A 19,189-nucleotide genomic window follows, 5' to 3' on the forward strand; every position below is an offset into this window, starting at 1 on the left:
TTTGATGATAAATTCCTAAAAAAAAGATATCCAAGTCAATGGATACCCTAATCAGTCTTCTTCCCAAAACAAATCATCCAATGTTCGCGATAATGCTTTACAAATACCGACACACAAACTTAATGAGGGATTATACTTTCCGGATTCAATCAATCCTATCGTTTGCCTGGAAACGCCTACAATTTTGGCCAGTTCATCTTGTGACAAGTCCTTTTCTACTCTCGCAAGCTTCAGTTTTATATTTTTCAAGGGAAGCCACCTACAATTTCTTATTATCTTCGCTATTTTTCATTCCGATTTTCTTCGCCAGCAAGTATATACCACCAAAAAACAAAAGTAAAATCGGCAAATAGATCATAACGGATACAAACGATACCAATACAAAATACCATACGCCCTGGGAACTGCCATCCGCATAGGATACAGCACTATTCACCCCCATGATTATAGCGATGATGAGTGCTAAAGTAACCGAACCAAGAATCGTCTTCCTGCTCATCGGTGTTTTGCTTGTGCGGTCATGCATTTCCACTTCATCCCAGAGTACACCTAAGAAAATGGAACGAGCTAAGTAATATAGCCCTCCTGCAACAATGATCACGAATTCCAGATATAGCTCCCCGCTGCCTGCACCATATTTATATAGTTTGAAAAGCACACTCACCAGGCAAATGGCCAAGATGACGTGATACATTTCTTTATAAATTTTATTTCTTACATGCTCAACCCGCTCATCCGTGATCTTTTTCTTTCGTTTAAATAAATCCATCATCGATCGACCTCCATTTAATTCCATTGATTACTCTTATTATATGATTTATTTTACTTTTTGCAACATATATATTACATTTTATAATTTATAAATGGCAATATGCATAAAAAAAGGTATCCACACATCAAGTATGGATACCTTTTTATGGTTTTACTAGTAAGTTTTGGGGATTTACTCGTGAATTTCAAGCATTTACTCGTGAGTTTTGGGGGTTAACTCGTGAATTTCAAGCATTTACTCGTGAGTTTTGGGGTTTTACTCGTGAATTTCAAGGTTTTACTCGTGAATTTCAAGGTTTTACTCGTGAATTCATCATGATAAATATATCCCTTCAATACTTATTTAACAGCAAATACAAAAACTCCATTTTTTAAAAATGGAGTTACTCTCTTTTTATCTACATATGAATTTTAAGCCTATCATCATGCTTTTCAATTACCCTTCATTAAGATGATAGCAAAGTTGAACAACGCCAGAGGAAAATCTTTTTGTATCAACCAGTTTTAGATTCAATCTCTCCTTCATGTCAATAAACAAAGGTTTTCCATCCCCTAAAACAACAGGGTGAACAGATAACCTAAATTCATCAACCAGCCCAAATCTTATAAAAGTTGTAATAAGACTTGCCCCGCCATAAAGCCAGATGTCTTTACCAGGCTTTTTCTTTAATTTATTTACTTCTTCAACAATATTATCATTTATGATTGTTACTTTATCATCAGTGCTTTTTTTTGTTTTGGAAAACATGAATTTTTCTTTGCCATGAACTAACTTCCACATTTCTTTTTCAGTATCAGATACCTCATTTTCTGGAGAATATTGTCCCCATAAATCATAGCTTTTTCTCCCATAAAAAATAGTATCAATTTGATTTAAGAAATCAATGAACCCCATTTCAGAGTCCATAATGCACCAGTCCACTTCCCCTTTCGGCCCTTCAATAAATCCATCTAAAGTAACTGCTAAATCTAAAACTATTCTTCTCGGTCTTTCGTTAATGGCCATACTTTTAGCTCCTTTGTCTTATAGAATTTCCCTTGTTATAACAACATAAGGTTTCGACCGCTCAGCGAGACACTTGCCCCTGACCGATGCCGGACAAATACCTGCTGCTTTTAAGCTTCATACAAAAGTTTCTTCCGTTTCGCTTACATGTAGTTTTATATTACAGCTTCTATCATAGTATTAAAAGATTGTATTAAAAACTAAGGAGACTCGCGATGAAAGCAATGGTATGCACAAAATACGGTTCACCCGATGTACTGGAACTCCAAGAGGTGGCAAAACCAACGCCCAAGGACAACGAAATCCTGGTAAAGGTCCACGCGGCAACAGTGGCTTCAGGGGACATAAGAGTCCGGAGTTTCAATAGCCCCCTCTTATTATGGCTGCCGATGCGAATCTTCCTGGGGCTTAGAAAACCGCGAAAATCAATACTCGGAGTGGAGCTGGCCGGGGAAATAGAGGAAACGGGCAGGGATGTGAAAAAATTCAAAAAAGGCGACCAGATTTTTGCCATGACTGGAATGAATTTTGGAGCTCATGCCGAATACACATGCTTACCTGAAGACGGCCAAATAGCTATAAAGCCTGCCAATGTGACCTATGAGGAAGCCGCCGCCATTTCTTTTGGGGGAACGACAGCCCTGCATTTTTTCAGAAAAGCCAATATCCAGGACGGGCAAAAAGTCCTTATCTACGGAGCATCCGGTTCAGTAGGAACTTCAGCCGTACAGCTAGCCAAATATTTTGGAACAGAAGTTACCGGAGTATGCAGTGCCGCTAATTTTGAATTGGTAAAATCATTGGGAGCAGATGAGGTAATTGATTATACGGAGGAGGATTTCACGGAAAGACAAGAGCGATATGACATCATCTTTGATGCAGTCGGGAAAAGCTCGAAAGCCACTTGCAAGAAGGCACTGACCCCGAACGGGCGATACGTGTCCGTCGAAGGACAAGGAATAGCAAAGGTACTTACGGAAGATTTATTACTTCTCAAGGAGCTTATCGAAACTGAAAAAATAAAATCGGTCATTGATAAATGCTACCCGCTGGAACAGATTCCCGAGGCTCATAGATATGTAGAGAAAGGACATAAAAAGGGAAATGTAGTCATAACTGTTCCTCGATAAACCCTGACATAATATTAAACAGGTATTAACTAGCCTCATGAACATGAAAAATCCCCCCTTGGACATTTGGATCTGAAGGGGTATTCTTTTTTTTCTAGCAAATGTTCCAGTTTGATTTCAGAAACCCGCTCCCTTTCCGCCGACTGTCTGCCAAGCCTCATCAAAGCAAGCGTCTGTGGGGTCTCGGCTAGCCAGTTATTCGGCAGGAGTGTCGCAAATTTCTTCAATCCAATGAGGGGGTTATAAAAAAACTATTAAGAAAACCATAGTCTTGTAATCATGAATCCGGATGAGCCATTTCGACCCCCTCCAGACTATAGCCAAATTAGAAGAAAAGTAGTTTGCCTATAGTTTTTTTATTTAAAAAACGCTCCAGTTGATTGGAGCGGGTGTTCGAGACTCCTGCGGGAAAAGCGTGTCCAAGGGAGACCCCACAGGCGAGCGCCGAGGGCCGACCGCCCGCGGAAAGCGAGTGCCTTACGTTCCAATCAACGTTTTTAACGAACCGCTCCCCTTAAATCCGAACATTAAATTGTATTTATATTTTATTGTTCACTTTTTTGTTGATTATCTATCATTTGTTTGTTATATTAGAAAAGTAATAATCGTAATTTACTCGTATATGCTCGGAAATATGGTCTGAGCGTTTCTACCTGGTTCCCAGTGAAAGAACTAGACTACGAGTTAAAGTATTCGGCTGCCCGCTTTCTTGAGCAGCTAATGATTTAGCATTATAATCATTTTGCTTAATCACCTTTACTTTGACTATCGTAGGTCTAGAAGGCAGTAATCATTCTGCCGTTCTGGACCTTTTTCTTTGACCGCAACTGCGAGTGTATCAAACAATCGAATAAATATGTTTTAAGGAGAAATTATATGAGAAAAAACATGTTCAAAAAGTACACTATATTAGGAATCATTACATTACTTTTCGTGTCGGTGATTGCAGCATGCAGTTCTGCTTCCAAAAATGAAACGGTCGAAAAAAAGACTCAAAGGCCTATCATGATTCAAGGTCCAATGCCAATCGAAGCTGAAAATTTCGCGAAAAGGTTAAAAAATGTTAAAGAAGAAAAATCAGGAGATTTTGTATTTTACATTGGAACTTTAGACAATTATCCTGTAATCGTTGCAAAAACAGGTAAAGGGATGGAAAACACAGCTGCCGCTACAGCATTGGCCATTGAAAGATATAACCCTATTGCCATCATCAATCAAGGAACATCAGGCGGACATGATCCAAGCCTAAACGTTTTTGATATTGTTTTAGGAAAAAGAACGGTAAACCTAGGTTCATTAAAAACAGCAGATAAAACTGAAAACCAAGGAATTGATCCAACCATTTGGAAACCGATGGACCTAATGGCTTCTGAAGGAAGTGCAGGAGAAGATCCTAACGCTGAAAAACCACGCTTCTACGAGGGAGATAAGGATTTACTTGCAGCTGCTCATGCAGTTAAAGATACTTACACAAAAGGTAAGGTTGTCGATGGTACTATCGGTTCTGCAGACGTTTGGAATAATGAAGTGGATCGGATTAAGTGGTTCCATACGAAATATGGTACATCTGTTGAAGAAATGGAAGGAGCTGCGGCAGCACAAATCGCCAAAGCTTACGATGTTCCCTTCTTAGGTATACGAGTACTGTCCAATAATAAAGTGAACGGCGGTAAATATAACCCTAATACAGCAGCAGCCAATCAAGAATATGTTTATGAAGTAGTCAAAAAATATATCTCTACTATGCCAAGCAAATAAGGCCGGGCTCGGAGCATATAAAAGAATGAGAATCTTTTTGGTCAACTATCCCTATAATGAAATAAAGAAGAGCACATATTATATACGATAATATGTGCTCTTCTTTTATTCGCGGAAGACTGTGCCCGATTCTTCCTCCTTACAAAATAATAAGCTGAGGTTATTCAACGTGTAAAGTCTTGCGGTAAAAATGAATAAATCACTGTAGTTATTTTCAACGTACTCTTCAATGATGCCCATCCCTTTCCTGAATCTATCAACTAATAAATGCGTGTAGTTTTCATCCCAGGTAAACCTGTTGATTCGTTTAAGTTCATCTGCCAATACTTGAAACTTAAACTCCTCAACAAGAAGTTTCAATTGATACAATTTATCTCTATTTAAACAAAAGCAATTGTTTTCATTTTCATGATTTTCCCGGACGAATGTAATGAAACCATTTATATTATCAGCCAACATATTCGCTATTTGCATCTCGAAGTTCATTTCTAACATCTCCTCAATGTCTAAAAATCTATATGAAGAGTGTATGTTTTGAAATGATATTTTAACACCAGCAATTCTTTTTTAGAGATAGATTTCCTTATTTCGCCTGCGCATTTCCTTCTATGATAGATTTACACAAAAAAAATTGCCCCCTTTCTTTCCAAGGGGACAATCTCACTTTTTCGTTATCACATCGAATCCAGAACCAAAGAGATAAGCAGGCCGGCTGCGGTGAATATCCCCGTCATCGGTCCTCCGTCTTCATATGCTTCAGGCATCATCGTCGAGGCAATCATGGCGATGATTCCGCCGCCTGCAAATGCTGCCATCGCTGCCAGGATATAGTCCGGGGCATGATCGAGGAATAGATAGCCCGACATCGAGGATAGTGCCGAAATGATCAGGACGGAAAACCATAGCAACATGATTTTCTTCTTCGAATAATCACTTTTGAGCAGACCAGTTGTACTTGAGAGCCCCTCCGGAATATTACTGATGAAGATGGCAATGACCAATAACCAGCTTACCGAGCCACCGCTTATTAAACTTGCGCCAATCATGATCGACTCCGGTATGGCATCCATCACCGTCCCGATGAAAATGGCTAGGCCCGCTTCCTTCGAAGAGCTATTATTGGACCGTTTCCTTTTATCCGCACCTTTTTTGGAAATAAGAAAATCCAACGCGGTAAATACGGCGGCCCCTGTTATGAATCCGATCGCCGTCGCCCAGATTCCTCCATCACTCACCGAATCAGCAAGCAGCTCATATGCCGCTGCACCAATCAATACACCCGTACCAAAAGCCATAATATAGCCAATGATGTTTTTCTTTATCGGAATGAAGATGGCGGCTAATGCGCCAAGCAGGACAGCAGAACCCGAAACCCCTCCCCAAAAGACCGCATTCCACATAGAATTCCCCATTTCCTTTTTATAAGATAGTGTACCCGGGTAGATGTTGGGGTAAACAAGGGGCCGCTTTTTGCAAATTCCAGCAAAAAAAAGCAGTTATATTCGCTGCCATGGTTTTTGTGTATAGAATAGTAGAGTCGCTATGATTATCCTAGCCTTCGGTACCTTATATGACTGATATTTGCGGTTTTCCTTCTTCTCTTTCACTAACCTTTTCAATTTTATCGACAAACATTTGAAAAACCTTTCTCTTTTCTTCCAGCTCTTTTATTGATTCTTTCAATTCATTCAATTTTTGTTCAAAAGGTTTATGATAGAGCTCACGGATGTTTCGAATAATTTCATCATTTATAGTGGATTGTACAACTTGCTTGGTAATATTGAATTTATAGGAATAAACCTGAAGATCACGTTTAACTTCTTCATACTCTTTTTCTATCCCATTTAACACATCACTGATTTCTTCATTCCATTCTACTAAAGCCTTTTTCACATGTTCCTCCACCTTTATTCCCCCTCTTTAACTAACAAAAAATCCAGCTCCATAAAAACTTATTTTATCAAAAGTTCATTTCGGTTTCTTTTCGGCTAAGTTACTTAACATATTAGTTTCATTAAAAACAGATAACAGCGAGTTACGAAACACTTTTGAAAAATCACATAGAATGAAACATGACAACTATAACCTATGGAGGTGTTCAGACTGATTCATACAGTTAAACCAGGTGAAACACTGACACAGATATCCAGGGACTACCGGAAACCGCTATCGGCAATCATCAATGCTAACCCGACCATCAATCCAAATGTCATTTATCCTGGTCAACCCATCATGATCCCTGGTTTTCCCCCTCCTGATACCATTCCATTTCAGATCGATGTGTCCGTTAACAATCGTAATCTGAAGCTGCTAAAAAATGGAGTACTGCAAAAACAATATCCGATTGCTGTTGGAAGAATGCTTTTCGGTACACCAGTAGGACAATTCATCATCATTAATAAATCCCCAAACCCCGGAGGCCCATTCGGTACAATGTGGATGAGTTTATCAAAAGAACACTATGGCATTCATGGAACGAATGATCCCAGCTCGATCGGTAAAGCCGTCTCAAAAGGCTGTATTCGCATGCATAATCGGGACGTGGAGGAATTATCAAGGATCGTTCCAATCGGGACAATGGTTACGATTCATCCTTAATGTGTTTAGGGAATTATTATAAATAAGCCGACGGAATTGTCCCGTCGGCTTATTTTGCTCACAAATTATCCATTCGGCCCTTCTGTCTTTCTAACTGAACAGACTGGAGGTTCCCATTATTCACCTTGGAACAGGCACTATTCATAAATGGACAAACACTTGGTTTAACAACAGAGACAATGTTCGGATAAAACATCTGTTCTTTACCCTAAATATTCCGCAATTCAATACCCATACTTCGCCTTCCTTTCAACAACCGCATTAGAACTTTATGCACAGATAAATAACCACACAAAGTATTTCCTGTGCATAATATGCTTCTATTGAAACTTTACTCGTTAAGCGAAGTATATTTTACATAAATCTCGAATAAACTAGAGCGACATCCGAACCATTTAGTTTTTTGCATTGTCCTCCATCTCTAACATACATTTCGTTACCATACCAACACGGAGCATCCCCACATTTAATTTCTAACATCAGTACCATGTTACCTCTATAATTAATCGCATTCATATTAGAGGTGATATTAGACTTCACTAATTCGGGAAGAGAGGAATTATTAATTTTAGTCGTTATAAAGGATATATACTGGTCCAAACTCACCCCTTTTAATTCAGCTTCTCTTTCTAAGCCAACCACTCCATAATCTCCAACTCTAGGAGCAGTAATTCCGTCTACTTCCTCTACTCTTAATGTATGAGATTCACGATCGGTTACACCTATGAAAAGATACCCTACCCTGCCTTTTCCAAGGTTAGCCATAGCAGAAATATTATGAATAATTTTTTCGAAACTCTTTTCATCAAATACCCTTTTACCCTTATCAAGAGTATAAAAACCCTGTTTGAAATCATAATGGGGTGGTTCGACCTTTGAGAATCGTAAGTAATTTTCGAAATCAATTGCTAGTACTCCCATGTTCCTAAGGGTTTGTGATGATTGTTGAAAGCAATTTTGAATTAAACCAATAGTCAGATTAATATTTGCTTTCCTATTAGTAACAGAAATACTCTTACCCGATTTAATTCGCGAGGCAAGATCTTTTAAACTGTCTAAAATACCCTGAATATTAAAAGGTTCTTTGTTATCAACAATTATTAATTGATACATTGCCATAAAAAGTGTGTAAAAGGGCTCCTTTACTGCATTACCTCCAGCCTTAGAATTTAAAATGTTTTTCAGATAATTCCTTTCTGTATATCCGAAAGAAATTAGATTTTGTATTTTTTCAAACAACAATTTAATATCATTTTTTAGATTTTCTATCCCGTACGTTGCTATTTTTGATTCTATCTCCAATTTCTTTTTATCATTTTGATAATAGTCATCAAAATTATCCTTACTCGCAGAAAAAGGTTCCTTTAATGCAATAGATAATATGATATCGGCTATAAGTTGTTCATCTTCACTATCCCTTACATGGGAAACTCTTAAAATTCCTTGATTGCACCAAAAAGTTTCATCAGCTGATATTCCATATCCAAGAGCTATATTTTTAGAATCAATACTAATTTCCGGCATTTCGGTTAAAGAGAGTAATTCTCTTGATACATCGCCTCGAATTTCTGCACTCAATTCTCTAACTAAATTAGAAAAGACAGTTGTGGTACCTGCTTGCCTAACCTCTTGTGGAGATAAATGCTTACCATTAGAATTGATTCTTCCAAAAACCTCTATAACTTCTTTTTCTGATCCTTGGAAAGTAGAAATAGGTAGTTGGTATTCTAAGAATGATGCACATTTTTTTTCATCAAGCAAATTAATTCCTTCTTTTAATTCAACAGGAGTAAATACTCCGTCCTTCGCAAGAGTTTTTGCTGTTGGATGCTGGGATACATCGAAATATAATTTATTAACAGTGAACTCATTTTCAATAAAACTAAACAAGGCATTTAATCGTTGCATCCCATCTATTATTTCATAAGTAGTTTGACCACTAGTATTAATACCCTTTTCTGCAAGAAGGATCAATGGAATTGGGTATTGTGATAAGACACTATCAATAAGTGCCTCTTTTTCCGAACGAGTCCATACCAGTTTTCTTTGATATTTTCTATTTACAAATAAACACTTACTTCGATATAGTTGGTATAAATTCATTACACTCATGCCGCGTGGCGTTATATTCATCACTTTCACTCCTAAACAGTCTATAAATATGTATTTATTCTGAAAATCTAATATTATATTACATTAAATACTTACTACATTAAATGTTATTTGTATAAATATTCCTAGAATATTTTGGACAACGAAATTTTTTTTGTGCAACGGCGATATGGAAAAGTGGGCAGAGTGGTAGAACTTTCTTTAAATTTCTTTAAATTTTGATATAGAAAAGATAAAAGAAGACATTATCATAAAGCCCATCCACCTTATAATAGAGAGTAATCGAGGGATATAAAAGAAGATTTTAATTCAAAGTATATTCTTTTCTTTATTTAAAAGAGCCAAACCTTAGTGCAAGGTTTGGCTCTCCCCTTATTCTAATGTTCTATTCCTAAATCTTATTGTTTTTACAATAAACCATTATTTAACAATTGAGATAACTACTTTTAAAGAAAAGTAAACATGTTTGCAATCAGTAAGGTTCTAATTTGGTCTTGTCTGTCTTGGATAACAGAAAAGGTCGGTTTTCAAGTTCTGCTTTAATCCTTGATTTTTTTTTGTTAGATAAGGCTGTTCTTGCAAAGCTTCCAGTTCGATTGCCTAAAAATTTTGTTATATCTAATCTTGACCATTAAATGAGTGTTGACTTTGCTAATTTTAATTTCTTAGAAATATTATTAAAACTAATACCTTGCCCACTATTAAAAAGTAAATTGCGTGTAAGAAACACTAAAACATTTTATTGAGGTTTCACTTAATAATTGCCATTTACCAATCTGCACTCAATTTTTTTATATCTTTGTCTTACTAAATCCTTTAGCAATATAATCTTTTGTTGAAAAATCCTTAACAAAGGTTGATATACGTTTTTCCGGATCCTCACTGGCTACGAAATAGAGAAAAGCCTCTTGTTTCGTCCTCGTCAAAGAAACATATAAGATTCGCTTTTCTTTTTCTTCAATTTCCTTTTTATCGGAAAGGAAGGCCTCGGAACGAAATTGTTTTATTTTTTTCAAATCGTCTATTTCGTCTTTATGCGGGTAGTAGAAGATGCTGAAGTCCAGTATAAAGACATAGTCGAACTCCAATCCCTTCGTAGCCTTAGCTTCAAGATAGTAGATTTTAGGTTCCTCTACATGCCTCGTCGCATTATTTACGTTTATCTTCTTAATATAAGTCTTTGTACTAAAAAACCGTCCAAAAAAAGTCTTCATATCTCCTTCCTTTTGGATGTCATGCTGACGATGGATGATGGCGAAAGTAGAATCCGGTTTACTCTTGCGAATGTCCATGATTTGTTTGCCAACCTGTGTAAGCATATCCTTATAGGATTTAAAGGCCCTAATCAGTGGCTTTTCTCCCTGCCTTGGAAAATATTTCTCGTCGTCATACTTGGAGTCTTCATCCGGTCGATTAAAATTCAACGAGTTTGCCAGTTTCATGATTTGGTAAGTTGACCGCCAATTACGCTTCAATACGACGTTGTTCCCACTTTGGACTTTTATGCCAAGTGATTGATAGGAAAAAGGACTGCTTTTATAAATTCGCTGCCTTTCATCCCCACTCAATGTCAATGTACCCTTGTTGATTGCAACTAATAATCTCAGCTGCATTGGTTGAAGATCCTGAACTTCATCTATAAAAATATGATCGAACTTCTCCGAATTAAGCAACTTGTTAAGATTCTCCATAATTAAGAGGGCATAATCTTCCCGGTCAATCCTATTTTTAAAATCTTTCTGTTGTTCCTCCCTATAAATCTCAAATAGGCGGTAAATCGTAATCCGTTGTTTGGCAGAAAGGTTCGGCAGCTTTCCACGCCCTTTACGCTCACAGGTAAGATAATCATCTTTTGAGATGAAGCCATTCCCCTTCATCCAAGCGAATTCGTCCATTAAAAATGCAGTGTTTTTTGTCTTCTTTATAGTGTGAATGGAAGGGTATCCTTCGAACTCTTCCGTATCGAGAAGGTTCAATATCCTTAGCATCATCCCCTTTGTGTTATTATCTTTATGATTTATGTTCCTGTGGGATGTTTGAAATAATTTAACCTCGATTCCCATCGATTTTAATAATTGATACGCTAGTTCATGAAAGGTCATGAATTGGACTTCATGACCTTGTTTCTGCAGCGCGTCATGATATTTTGATTTAAAAAACCTGTTTCCCGCATCCTTCACCAATTCCTGACTGAACGATACAAACAAGAATCGTTTTCCGAAATCTTCCGACATTTTCTGCATCATTCTTGTCAGGAGGGTGATGCTCTTCCCGCTTCCCGCAGATCCTTTTACCAGAAGGTGGGTCGAATTCATTTTAGCCACTTTTTGCTGTTCCTCGCTTAACTCGATGTTTTGCAGAAATCGTTCAGTTTTTTCTGAAATGTCCTCTTCTATGGAAGGAGTCTTCTCCATCGCCTTTTCAAGCAAGTCGAAGGCCTTGTTCATTTTCAATTCATATGCTTCCTTGAATAAAAACTCACTCAATGTCATCAAACCCTTTTTTTGAAATGTCCGTGGAATAAAGAGCATCCTCACAATATTCATTATGAGGGCAAAGCTTGCATAACTCGGAAGGGGTCGCTTCAATCAGAAGGCCATCCTTTGGGGAGATGAATTGATCAATGTCTTGTTTATTAACCTTCCTGCCGTTCATCATTTCGAATGAACCCTTCCACCTTTCATTTTGAAAAGCCCCATGATGTGTCAAAAACTGAAAATAAATCGCGCTTGTCGGATATTCAAGATTTTCATAATATAGCCTCCGTCCTAACCCATATTTCCTCATACCTTGTACATAATTCTCCTTCAGATTTTCCTCGACGATGAATCGAAGACGTATGCGGGTGAAATAGGGAAACAACCCTTGGAGGATATCTATGATTTCCGACTTACCCTGTCCACTTGCAGCATAGATTTTCACCAGGTTCCCAACCAGAAACTCTTGGTGAAAGGGTGATCGGAAACTAGAAAAGCCATACACGACGGAACTATAGTAGAATCGGCGCTGGCATAAATACATCTCTACGAATTCTTCCCTTGGAAAACTCAGAAGCTTATTTTGCACGGTCGCCATCTCAATATCATTTGGTTGAATGTTAATCGGCGAATATTGATAATTAGTCTTCCCAGCATTCGCCTCTTTCTCCAACCCTAACAGCTGAACATAAACAGACCTCTCCAACTGCTCATGGATATCCCAATTTCTAATCCATGAAATTGAAATTTGCCCCTCATAACATAACGCCAAATAAAACAGGTATTTAGCAAAGGCCCCTTGATTGCCCTTTCTATATAAGTACATATCAGTCGCTGGACGATTCAACCGCTTTATCAATTGTTCCGACAGCGGCCATGGCATAGGCGAACTATCTTCCGGAAAGTGCTTTTCATCCATTCCGCAAAGGTGCAATCCCTTTCCCTCATTCAACAGAATTAGGCCATCCAATTGTTCGAGTCTTTGAATGGACACTTTCTGGTCGTTCATTTCGTTTTCATTCTCCAATTCTAACTCGAATCCATTCTTTAGATAGACGACGATGGCTTCAGCAAGATCGCTGACATGATATGTACGGCCATCTTCTACTGGCCTCATCAGCATTCCTTCTAACTGATTAACCAAATCCCTTTCCACTGAACCTAGAAATGAATTCTTCACACCCGATTCATCCAGCAGCTTTTTGACCCTGTCAAAATGGGTCTTGATGGTAATCCGCTCTTCCTCGATGTTCACTAACCATTTGGCATCAGAAATAAGCTTTTCCATGAACCCTTTAATAACATTTAAATCCTTTAGGGTGACGGAAAAGAAAGAGAACCTCAATACAGGATTGATTCTGACCGCCTTGAAATGATCCGTTTTCTTCAAGTGATTCTTCTTTATCGAACGGGAAGAAGATTTTTTGGCAGCCTGCAATCTCAACATCTGATCGCGCCATTCATCGATGTTCTCGCAATTCCTGAAATAAGGGAGGATGGCATTCAGTTGCTCCGTATAATCTCGGGCATTGTCTGTCCCATAATTGAGCCAGCCCGAGGAAAAACACTCCATTAGGATTTTATCGTTCAAAAAATAATTACCTTTATCTTCATTACTAATCGAATGTAAATGGAGCAGGTACTGTCCGATGGGATAAGACAGAAAATGACTTTCTCCTTCATAAGCCTCTGGCCTAAATTCACGAATCCGTTCCTGTAGCTGATCATTGCTCGGAGATACATAATGTACGCCATCCTCCAGATCCCCGACGAATTCTATCATATATTCATATGCTTTTTCATGGATGCCTTCGAACTTTCCATCCAATACATTCCCTTGTAAAACCGAGGCGAATCGTTCACTCCGTAATGTTGATGGATCTGTCGTCAAGGTCCAATCATCTCGTTTAGCCCATCCATACTTTTCGGAAAAATTCTCATCCAGAAAAGAAAAGATTTCTGGAAACTGTTCATTGTATAGATTAATGAATACAAGTTCGAACCCCGCTTCCTTCCATTTTGAAAAGACGTAATGCTGCCCTGGCGATATATAATAGAAACCATGGAGCACGATCGTTTTGTTCCTGATCGGCAAATCTTCATTTAAAAAAACCTGAAAGATAGTTTCATAACCTTTCAAATTCAGCTCGGAGTCTACGATATACGGGGTAAAGTCAGGAATCATTTTCTCCCAGACATCACAGAAAAGCTTTTCTTCTATCTTTTTTGAAAAATCAAGGATATCATCCGGCCTTAACCCAATTTCCGTCAAATTCCTCATCGTGATAAGCAGATTTAGTTTATTGCGTTTAAATGAACGGATGACTTTTGCATTCTCTGCATCTTCCCAGTCACGCAAAAGGTCAGACAGTCGCGAATATTGGTTGAAACGATGTTCTGTATCATTCCATCTTGGATAAAACTTCTTCATAAGCTCCCCAATGGAATACGCATGAAGTATTCGGTTCTTCCTTTTCACTCCTTGTGCCAGAGAGCTCGAAGCACAAATATGTACAGTATCCATATAGGGCTGAAAGTCAGGCAGTAAATGAAAGGTGTATGGATTTTCATATGTAACTACACGAACTGTATCACTCACATCTATCATCCTATCTAATTTTGAGTTAAAAGTTTCGACCAGGTCCAGTTAAAGGAATCATTTTTCATATTCCTGATGATGACCAGTTCTTCCTTTGCCCTTGTCATTGCAACATAAAGCAATCTGGTTTCTTCCTGAATCGACTCTCGGTCTTCAAGGATATTCATGGATTGGAAATTAATATTTTCCTTCAATCCATACCCAGGCTTGTTGATTTTCCAGCCTATCTTTTTCCTTGCTTCATCAAAAATGATATTACTAAAAGAAGTGGTGAAAGGCCTTTCCGTGAACGGTATAATGACCGTATCGAATTCAAGTCCTTTCGCTCGATGGACAGTCAAGATATGAATGTAATCCATGACTTTTCCATCCGTCATCATTAAATCTTCTTCATCACGGTTAGTTGCTATCTGCACTTGCAGCCATGAAGCTATCTGATAAAGGGATACGAAATCTTCAGAAAATTTTTGATGCAACATTTCAAATAGCTTACCTATTGCAAGCTCATAATTATTCGCATACCCAGCAGCCTCCTGAAAAATATAATCATCCGTGTATTCATAGGAAGCTTTATTCCTCAATTCATCTACCTTCCTGGAAAATACCCAATCATAAGGTTTTCTCTCCAAAATGACCGACCTGAGAACAGAAAGAACAGGCTGGTAAGCTAGCCGACTAGCATAATCTTCAAAGGGGAAATTAGTGGCCCCCTTAATGGCACTAATCGCATCCTGGTCATGACCTTCTACTGAGATGACCTTGTGCAAGATATATTGTTGGGCCTGTCCATATGGTCCATAAACTAGGTTCGCTAAGTATTTACCGTTATCCGGATATAGAAGGGCCAAGACAAGGGAGAAAAATTGTCTCACAGGTTTCGAGGTGAAAAAACCGCCTCCGACTTCAAGTTTTGCCATCAAACCCAATTCTCTGCACCATTTATCCATTAATCTTGCCTCTTCGATGGTCCTTGTCAATATAGCCATCTTCCCTTTATCCTCGCTTGGTTTCTGGCTATTTGATTCTTTCAGTATGTTGAACCTTTCCTTAACAAATGGCATGATATATGTTTTCATGTTTTCCTTCGTATCTTCTCTTCTACGTTCTATAGTAAGTGGTTCTTCCCGATTGTCGTCCTTCACTCCCTGCAGAATGTCACCTTCCATTCCATAATTCAGAAAGCCTTTTTCACCCCATTGTGTAAAGTATTCACCCATTTGCCCTAGAAGAGGTTTAGTTGTCCGGTAGTTTTTCGTCAACGCGTATTCCGAATCATCGATTTCCACTCCGCGTTCATCGAGCTTTTCCTTCAACCTGGTGAATGCAGTATGGTTTGCACCCCTGAACCGATAAATGGACTGTTTGACATCCCCTACCACAAATAAGGTTGCCGAAAATGCTTCCTGAATTGTGCCTATCAGTCGAATTTGTACATCATCGCTATCCTGGAATTCATCCACGAATAGGTACGAAATCGGATTGGATAAGTTCTGAAAAGCCTCCATACCGTGGTCATTCCTTATTTGATCGATTTGCCTTGTCAGGTCATTGACAGTCACAGCATTCAACGTTTCTTTTTCGATAGCAAACCTTCGTTCCACATTCCTGATAACAGTCTGAATCAGGTCATTCATCTTCTGGTGGGGTCCATCCGCCTCACCAAACTCCACTTCATGAAGGATTTCATCTGTGGAAAAACCTTTTTGTTCGAATTTTTCCCAAAAGCTAAGAAGGGTATCGACCAACTCATATACTTTCAGTGGAGAGATTAGAACTTGTATGCTCTCTTCTCCATTCGCCAATTCTGCCTTGAGATAGGAATCCAATTCCTCTTCAATCCACTTCTTCTTATCCATTTTGAAACTGCGTAATCGTACATTCAACCCGAAGCCCCTTAATGAACCGATTTCCTTCAAAAGAGATTTACAGAATGAATCGATAGTTTGTATTCGGACCTTATTTAAATTCTCTATCACAGTTAACAATTCCAGTTGGCCGGTCAGGTGGTACCGCCTAAAAAGATTCTCTCTTAATCTTGTAGACATATTATGTGCGGCATCCTTGGTGAAAGTAATCATGACAATCTCAGCAGGGTCAACCTTCGCTTTCAATAACAGATAGAGTATTCTGTCAATCATGACTGTCGTTTTTCCCGTGCCGGCGCCAGCTTTCGCCATTATGTTTTTCTCATGGGGTGCATGTTCAATTCGATATTGTTCCACATTAAAATCTGGAAAGGTAGCTATAATTGAATCAAGGTGATCGAGTCCTTGACCATCCTTAATCTGGATTGCTTTCTGAATGGGATGCCCAATACGGATCATCTCCTGATATAACTTCGCCTTTTTGTATTTACCAATTTCGCAATATTCAGCAAAATCTATCTTTCCGTTCGTGAATAAAAATACTTTTATTCCCCTCTTCAGAAGTCTGTATAGGAAAAGTTTCTGTTCCCCTGCCTCTTTATGGTCCATATAATAAACATAGGAATATTCTATATCATCTACCAATGGGTCCCCCCCTTAATTAAACTCCAAAATAGTGCATATATACCATTATATATGAATCAAATTTTATATACAGGTTATTTCTTCTTTTACCTTAAATTGTAAGTTAGTCAAGTTATATAAATATTAATGATGTTTATATATCGGAAGGATTGGTACTAATAAAGTAAAGGACAACACTTCTTTGCTGAAAGGGGATTCTTCAAATGGCAAATCATGCACGATTACCAGAGACAAAAGAAACCCGGAGTAAAATAATGTCATCAATAAAAGCCGTTTCGAAGCTGGAAACATTCGTTTCACATGAACTATGGCACAGGGGATATAGATTCAGGAGGAATGTCAGGGGGATGATGGGAACACCAGACATCGCCATCAAAAAGTATAAGGTCGTCATATTCATCGATTCGTGTTTTTGGCACTTTTGCCCGTTTCATGGAAAAATGCCGAAGAGCAATGTTGATTTCTGGGTGAAGAAGCTTGAGAGAAACCAGGAACGCGATTTAGAAATCACAAAATATTACAGATGGAAATTGGCATATCTTACGAATCTGGGAGCATGAAATAAGGAAAGATTTTGATAATACCATAGAAAAAATCACCAATTTCATCGATAAGGCCAAGGAAGATGTGGCAGACGAATAAAAATGGTCCCTGACCATTAGCCAGGAACCATTTAAAATTTAATATATACTAAGTTGTAGTTGTTGTGGATTAGCTTTAATGGCTTCCGCATCTTCTTCCTCGATTTCGAGAATTCGCTTGGCCATTCTTTCAATCAGCCCGACAACCAAAGCATTTCCCATACAGAAGTACCTCATCCGTTCGGACATTCCTTCTGTCCAATGATCAGGGAATCCATTCAATCGTTCACATTCAACAGGTGTCAGGATGCGAAGCCTTTTCGTTTCAGGGTCTTTCACCACATGGCTACTCCGATTCACAGTACCTTCACTTGTCAGCATCGTACGACCAGGCTTATCCAAAGCATCCGGGAAAGCCATCCCACCTTCGGAGAAGGTATATTTATGTCCAGTCGCAGCGATCCTCTCAATCTTTTTCGCCTCTTTAAACTCTTTAAACTTGTTGATTGCATTTTCGTTCAAATAATACTTTTCATCGACATCTGACTGTAATATTTCACCTAACATACGTGGTTTCTCCTCTATGGGAACCAGTTGTTCAGTATAAATCTTGCCATTTCTCATTATCCCTGCATTCAAATAAGTCTTCGAAAATGAATCCGATATTTCCAAAAGATTTTCTTCCATCATGAAACAATCGGGCTTATGCTTTTTGGAAATTTCCAACTTCACTGGGAATGCATTTGCAAAGAAACCTCGCTCATGCAGCATGGCGGCTTCACCTTCGTTAAATCTGCTTATGGCATACGGCGTATCGTTCCTGATTGCAAAAATGAAGACCCTGCGTCGCTTCTGGGCTTGTCCATACTCCGCGGCATTGATGACTCTCCACTCAACCGAATAATTCATATCCCTGAAGCTTGCCAGCATGATGGAAAAGTCCCTTCCCCGCTGTTTCGATGGGGACTTCAATAATCTGTCCACATTTTCCAGCAAGATATACTTTGGCCTGATTCCTCCTACTAGCCGCATTATTTCCCAGAAGAGCACTCCTTTCTTACCTTGGATTCCCTTTTCTCCGGAAAGGCCCCTGGCAACTGAATAATCTTGACAAGGAAATCCACCTACAATTAATTCAATCCCTTTATTCACAAACATCTTTTCGTCCACTGTTGTAATATCTTCGTTGGAGTGAGCACCTTTATCGAACCGTCTTGCATAACAATCAAAAGCATCCTGTGATTTTTTTGATGGTTCCCATTGGTTACCCCAAACCACATCAAATCCTTTTGCAGCTTCTAGGCCAAGCCGAAACCCCCCGACCCCCGCAAACAATTCAATTGCATTTATCATGACCGAACATCCTTTCGGCTTTTATACCTATAATGAATGATAATCCCCTAAAGAATCAAGGATTTACCTAAATATTTTATATAAATCTTTTTAATACTGAATATAATAGTTTAATATTATATATCCTATCTCTATCATTTTAAAGTGTAAAGAAGAAATAGTAAAAGAATTTTAGATTCCATTTTAAACACCAATAATATGGAAATTGAAATAATATAAATGCCGCAGCATTACTGAAAGATTTGAAAGAAAAGGTACCATGCAAATGAGTCAATATAAAAGGCTTGCATCATC

Annotated in this window: 15 protein-coding genes and 1 riboswitch; of the genes, 4 read left to right on the forward strand and 11 right to left on the reverse strand. The window is 38.4% G+C overall.

What is annotated here, in order from left to right:
* Positions 1-51 precede the first annotated feature (51 nt).
* From AC3ISB_RS22150 to AC3ISB_RS22160, 3 genes are all read right to left on the reverse strand, one after another.
* The gene (locus tag AC3ISB_RS22150; protein WP_063235187.1) at positions 52-249 is read right to left on the reverse strand and encodes a helix-turn-helix transcriptional regulator; all 198 of its coding nucleotides are present in this window, start codon (positions 247-249) and stop codon (positions 52-54) included.
* Between the two features lie 10 nt (positions 250-259).
* On the reverse strand, positions 260-772 hold the full coding sequence (locus AC3ISB_RS22155; RefSeq protein WP_489274332.1) for a DUF6773 family protein: 513 nt from the start codon (positions 770-772) through the stop codon (positions 260-262).
* A gap of 435 nt (positions 773-1,207) precedes the next feature.
* Entirely contained in the window at positions 1,208-1,777 is a 570-nt protein-coding gene (locus AC3ISB_RS22160; RefSeq protein ID WP_489274334.1) for a dihydrofolate reductase family protein, read from the reverse strand.
* Between the two features lie 215 nt (positions 1,778-1,992).
* Here AC3ISB_RS22160 and AC3ISB_RS22165 point away from each other — a divergent pair, with 215 nt between their 5' ends.
* Both AC3ISB_RS22165 and AC3ISB_RS22170 read left to right on the forward strand, forming a co-directional pair.
* The gene (locus tag AC3ISB_RS22165) at positions 1,993-2,907 is read left to right on the forward strand and encodes an NAD(P)-dependent alcohol dehydrogenase (RefSeq protein WP_489274336.1); all 915 of its coding nucleotides are present in this window, start codon (positions 1,993-1,995) and stop codon (positions 2,905-2,907) included.
* Between the two features lie 596 nt (positions 2,908-3,503).
* Positions 3,504-3,607, forward strand: a riboswitch (purine riboswitch).
* Positions 3,608-3,783: 176 nt separating this feature from the next.
* Positions 3,784-4,665 (forward strand): 5'-methylthioadenosine/S-adenosylhomocysteine nucleosidase, encoded by an 882-nt coding sequence (locus AC3ISB_RS22170; RefSeq protein WP_489274338.1) that lies wholly within the window; start codon positions 3,784-3,786, stop codon positions 4,663-4,665.
* Between the two features lie 105 nt (positions 4,666-4,770).
* On the opposite strand, the gene AC3ISB_RS22175 is transcribed toward AC3ISB_RS22170, so the two are convergent.
* The 3 genes from AC3ISB_RS22175 to AC3ISB_RS22185 all read right to left on the reverse strand — a co-directional run bounded on the left by AC3ISB_RS22175 (position 4,771) and on the right by AC3ISB_RS22185 (position 6,570).
* Positions 4,771-5,151, reverse strand: a complete 381-nt coding sequence (locus tag AC3ISB_RS22175) for a hypothetical protein (protein ID WP_098370113.1) — start codon at positions 5,149-5,151, stop codon at positions 4,771-4,773.
* A 188-nt stretch (positions 5,152-5,339) separates the two neighbouring features.
* A complete protein-coding gene (locus AC3ISB_RS22180; RefSeq protein ID WP_489274340.1) occupies positions 5,340-6,065 on the reverse strand; it encodes a ZIP family metal transporter in 726 nt (241 codons plus the stop codon).
* A gap of 166 nt (positions 6,066-6,231) precedes the next feature.
* Entirely contained in the window at positions 6,232-6,570 is a 339-nt protein-coding gene (locus AC3ISB_RS22185) for a hypothetical protein (protein WP_057276953.1), read from the reverse strand.
* A gap of 198 nt (positions 6,571-6,768) precedes the next feature.
* Between AC3ISB_RS22185 and AC3ISB_RS22190 the strand changes: the two genes are divergently transcribed.
* Positions 6,769-7,263: a L,D-transpeptidase family protein gene (locus AC3ISB_RS22190; RefSeq protein ID WP_489277001.1), complete on the forward strand. Its 495-nt coding sequence runs from the start codon at positions 6,769-6,771 to the stop codon at positions 7,261-7,263.
* A 354-nt stretch (positions 7,264-7,617) separates the two neighbouring features.
* Here AC3ISB_RS22190 and AC3ISB_RS22195 read toward each other — a convergent pair whose 3' ends face one another.
* The 4 genes from AC3ISB_RS22195 to AC3ISB_RS22210 all read right to left on the reverse strand — a co-directional run bounded on the left by AC3ISB_RS22195 (position 7,618) and on the right by AC3ISB_RS22210 (position 16,961).
* A complete protein-coding gene (locus tag AC3ISB_RS22195) occupies positions 7,618-9,396 on the reverse strand; it encodes a GmrSD restriction endonuclease domain-containing protein (RefSeq protein ID WP_489274343.1) in 1,779 nt (592 codons plus the stop codon).
* Between the two features lie 770 nt (positions 9,397-10,166).
* The gene (locus AC3ISB_RS22200) at positions 10,167-11,861 is read right to left on the reverse strand and encodes a UvrD-helicase domain-containing protein (protein WP_489274345.1); all 1,695 of its coding nucleotides are present in this window, start codon (positions 11,859-11,861) and stop codon (positions 10,167-10,169) included.
* Positions 11,854-14,451: a hypothetical protein gene (locus AC3ISB_RS22205; RefSeq protein WP_489274347.1), complete on the reverse strand. Its 2,598-nt coding sequence runs from the start codon at positions 14,449-14,451 to the stop codon at positions 11,854-11,856. Before AC3ISB_RS22205 ends, AC3ISB_RS22200 begins: the two co-directional genes overlap by 8 nt.
* Before the next feature lie 14 nt (positions 14,452-14,465).
* Positions 14,466-16,961, reverse strand: a complete 2,496-nt coding sequence (locus tag AC3ISB_RS22210) for a UvrD-helicase domain-containing protein (protein ID WP_489274349.1) — start codon at positions 16,959-16,961, stop codon at positions 14,466-14,468.
* A gap of 203 nt (positions 16,962-17,164) precedes the next feature.
* Here AC3ISB_RS22210 and AC3ISB_RS22215 point away from each other — a divergent pair, with 203 nt between their 5' ends.
* On the forward strand, positions 17,165-17,521 hold the full coding sequence (locus tag AC3ISB_RS22215) for a very short patch repair endonuclease (RefSeq protein WP_489274351.1): 357 nt from the start codon (positions 17,165-17,167) through the stop codon (positions 17,519-17,521).
* Positions 17,522-17,641: 120 nt separating this feature from the next.
* Here AC3ISB_RS22215 and dcm read toward each other — a convergent pair whose 3' ends face one another.
* A complete protein-coding gene (gene dcm, locus AC3ISB_RS22220; protein ID WP_489274353.1) occupies positions 17,642-18,895 on the reverse strand; it encodes a DNA (cytosine-5-)-methyltransferase in 1,254 nt (417 codons plus the stop codon).
* Positions 18,896-19,189: the final 294 nt, after the last annotated feature.

This window comes from Peribacillus sp. GL_122, from assembly GCF_057835005.1.

What these genes read in the sequence shown, in the direction of transcription:
- AC3ISB_RS22160 (WP_489274334.1), bottom strand. Translation starts at nt 1,777, where the DNA reads ATGGCCATTAACGAAAGACCGAGAAGAATAGTTTTAGATTTAGCAGTT.
- AC3ISB_RS22215 (WP_489274351.1), top strand. Translation starts at nt 17,165, where the DNA reads ATGGCAAATCATGCACGATTACCAGAGACAAAAGAAACCCGGAGTAAA.
- AC3ISB_RS22180 (WP_489274340.1), bottom strand. Translation starts at nt 6,065, where the DNA reads ATGTGGAATGCGGTCTTTTGGGGAGGGGTTTCGGGTTCTGCTGTCCTG.
- AC3ISB_RS22165 (WP_489274336.1), top strand. Translation starts at nt 1,993, where the DNA reads ATGAAAGCAATGGTATGCACAAAATACGGTTCACCCGATGTACTGGAA.
- dcm (WP_489274353.1), bottom strand. Translation starts at nt 18,895, where the DNA reads ATGATAAATGCAATTGAATTGTTTGCGGGGGTCGGGGGGTTTCGGCTT.
- AC3ISB_RS22155 (WP_489274332.1), bottom strand. Translation starts at nt 772, where the DNA reads ATGATGGATTTATTTAAACGAAAGAAAAAGATCACGGATGAGCGGGTT.
- AC3ISB_RS22175 (WP_098370113.1), bottom strand. Translation starts at nt 5,151, where the DNA reads ATGAACTTCGAGATGCAAATAGCGAATATGTTGGCTGATAATATAAAT.
- AC3ISB_RS22195 (WP_489274343.1), bottom strand. Translation starts at nt 9,396, where the DNA reads ATGAATATAACGCCACGCGGCATGAGTGTAATGAATTTATACCAACTA.
- AC3ISB_RS22170 (WP_489274338.1), top strand. Translation starts at nt 3,784, where the DNA reads ATGAGAAAAAACATGTTCAAAAAGTACACTATATTAGGAATCATTACA.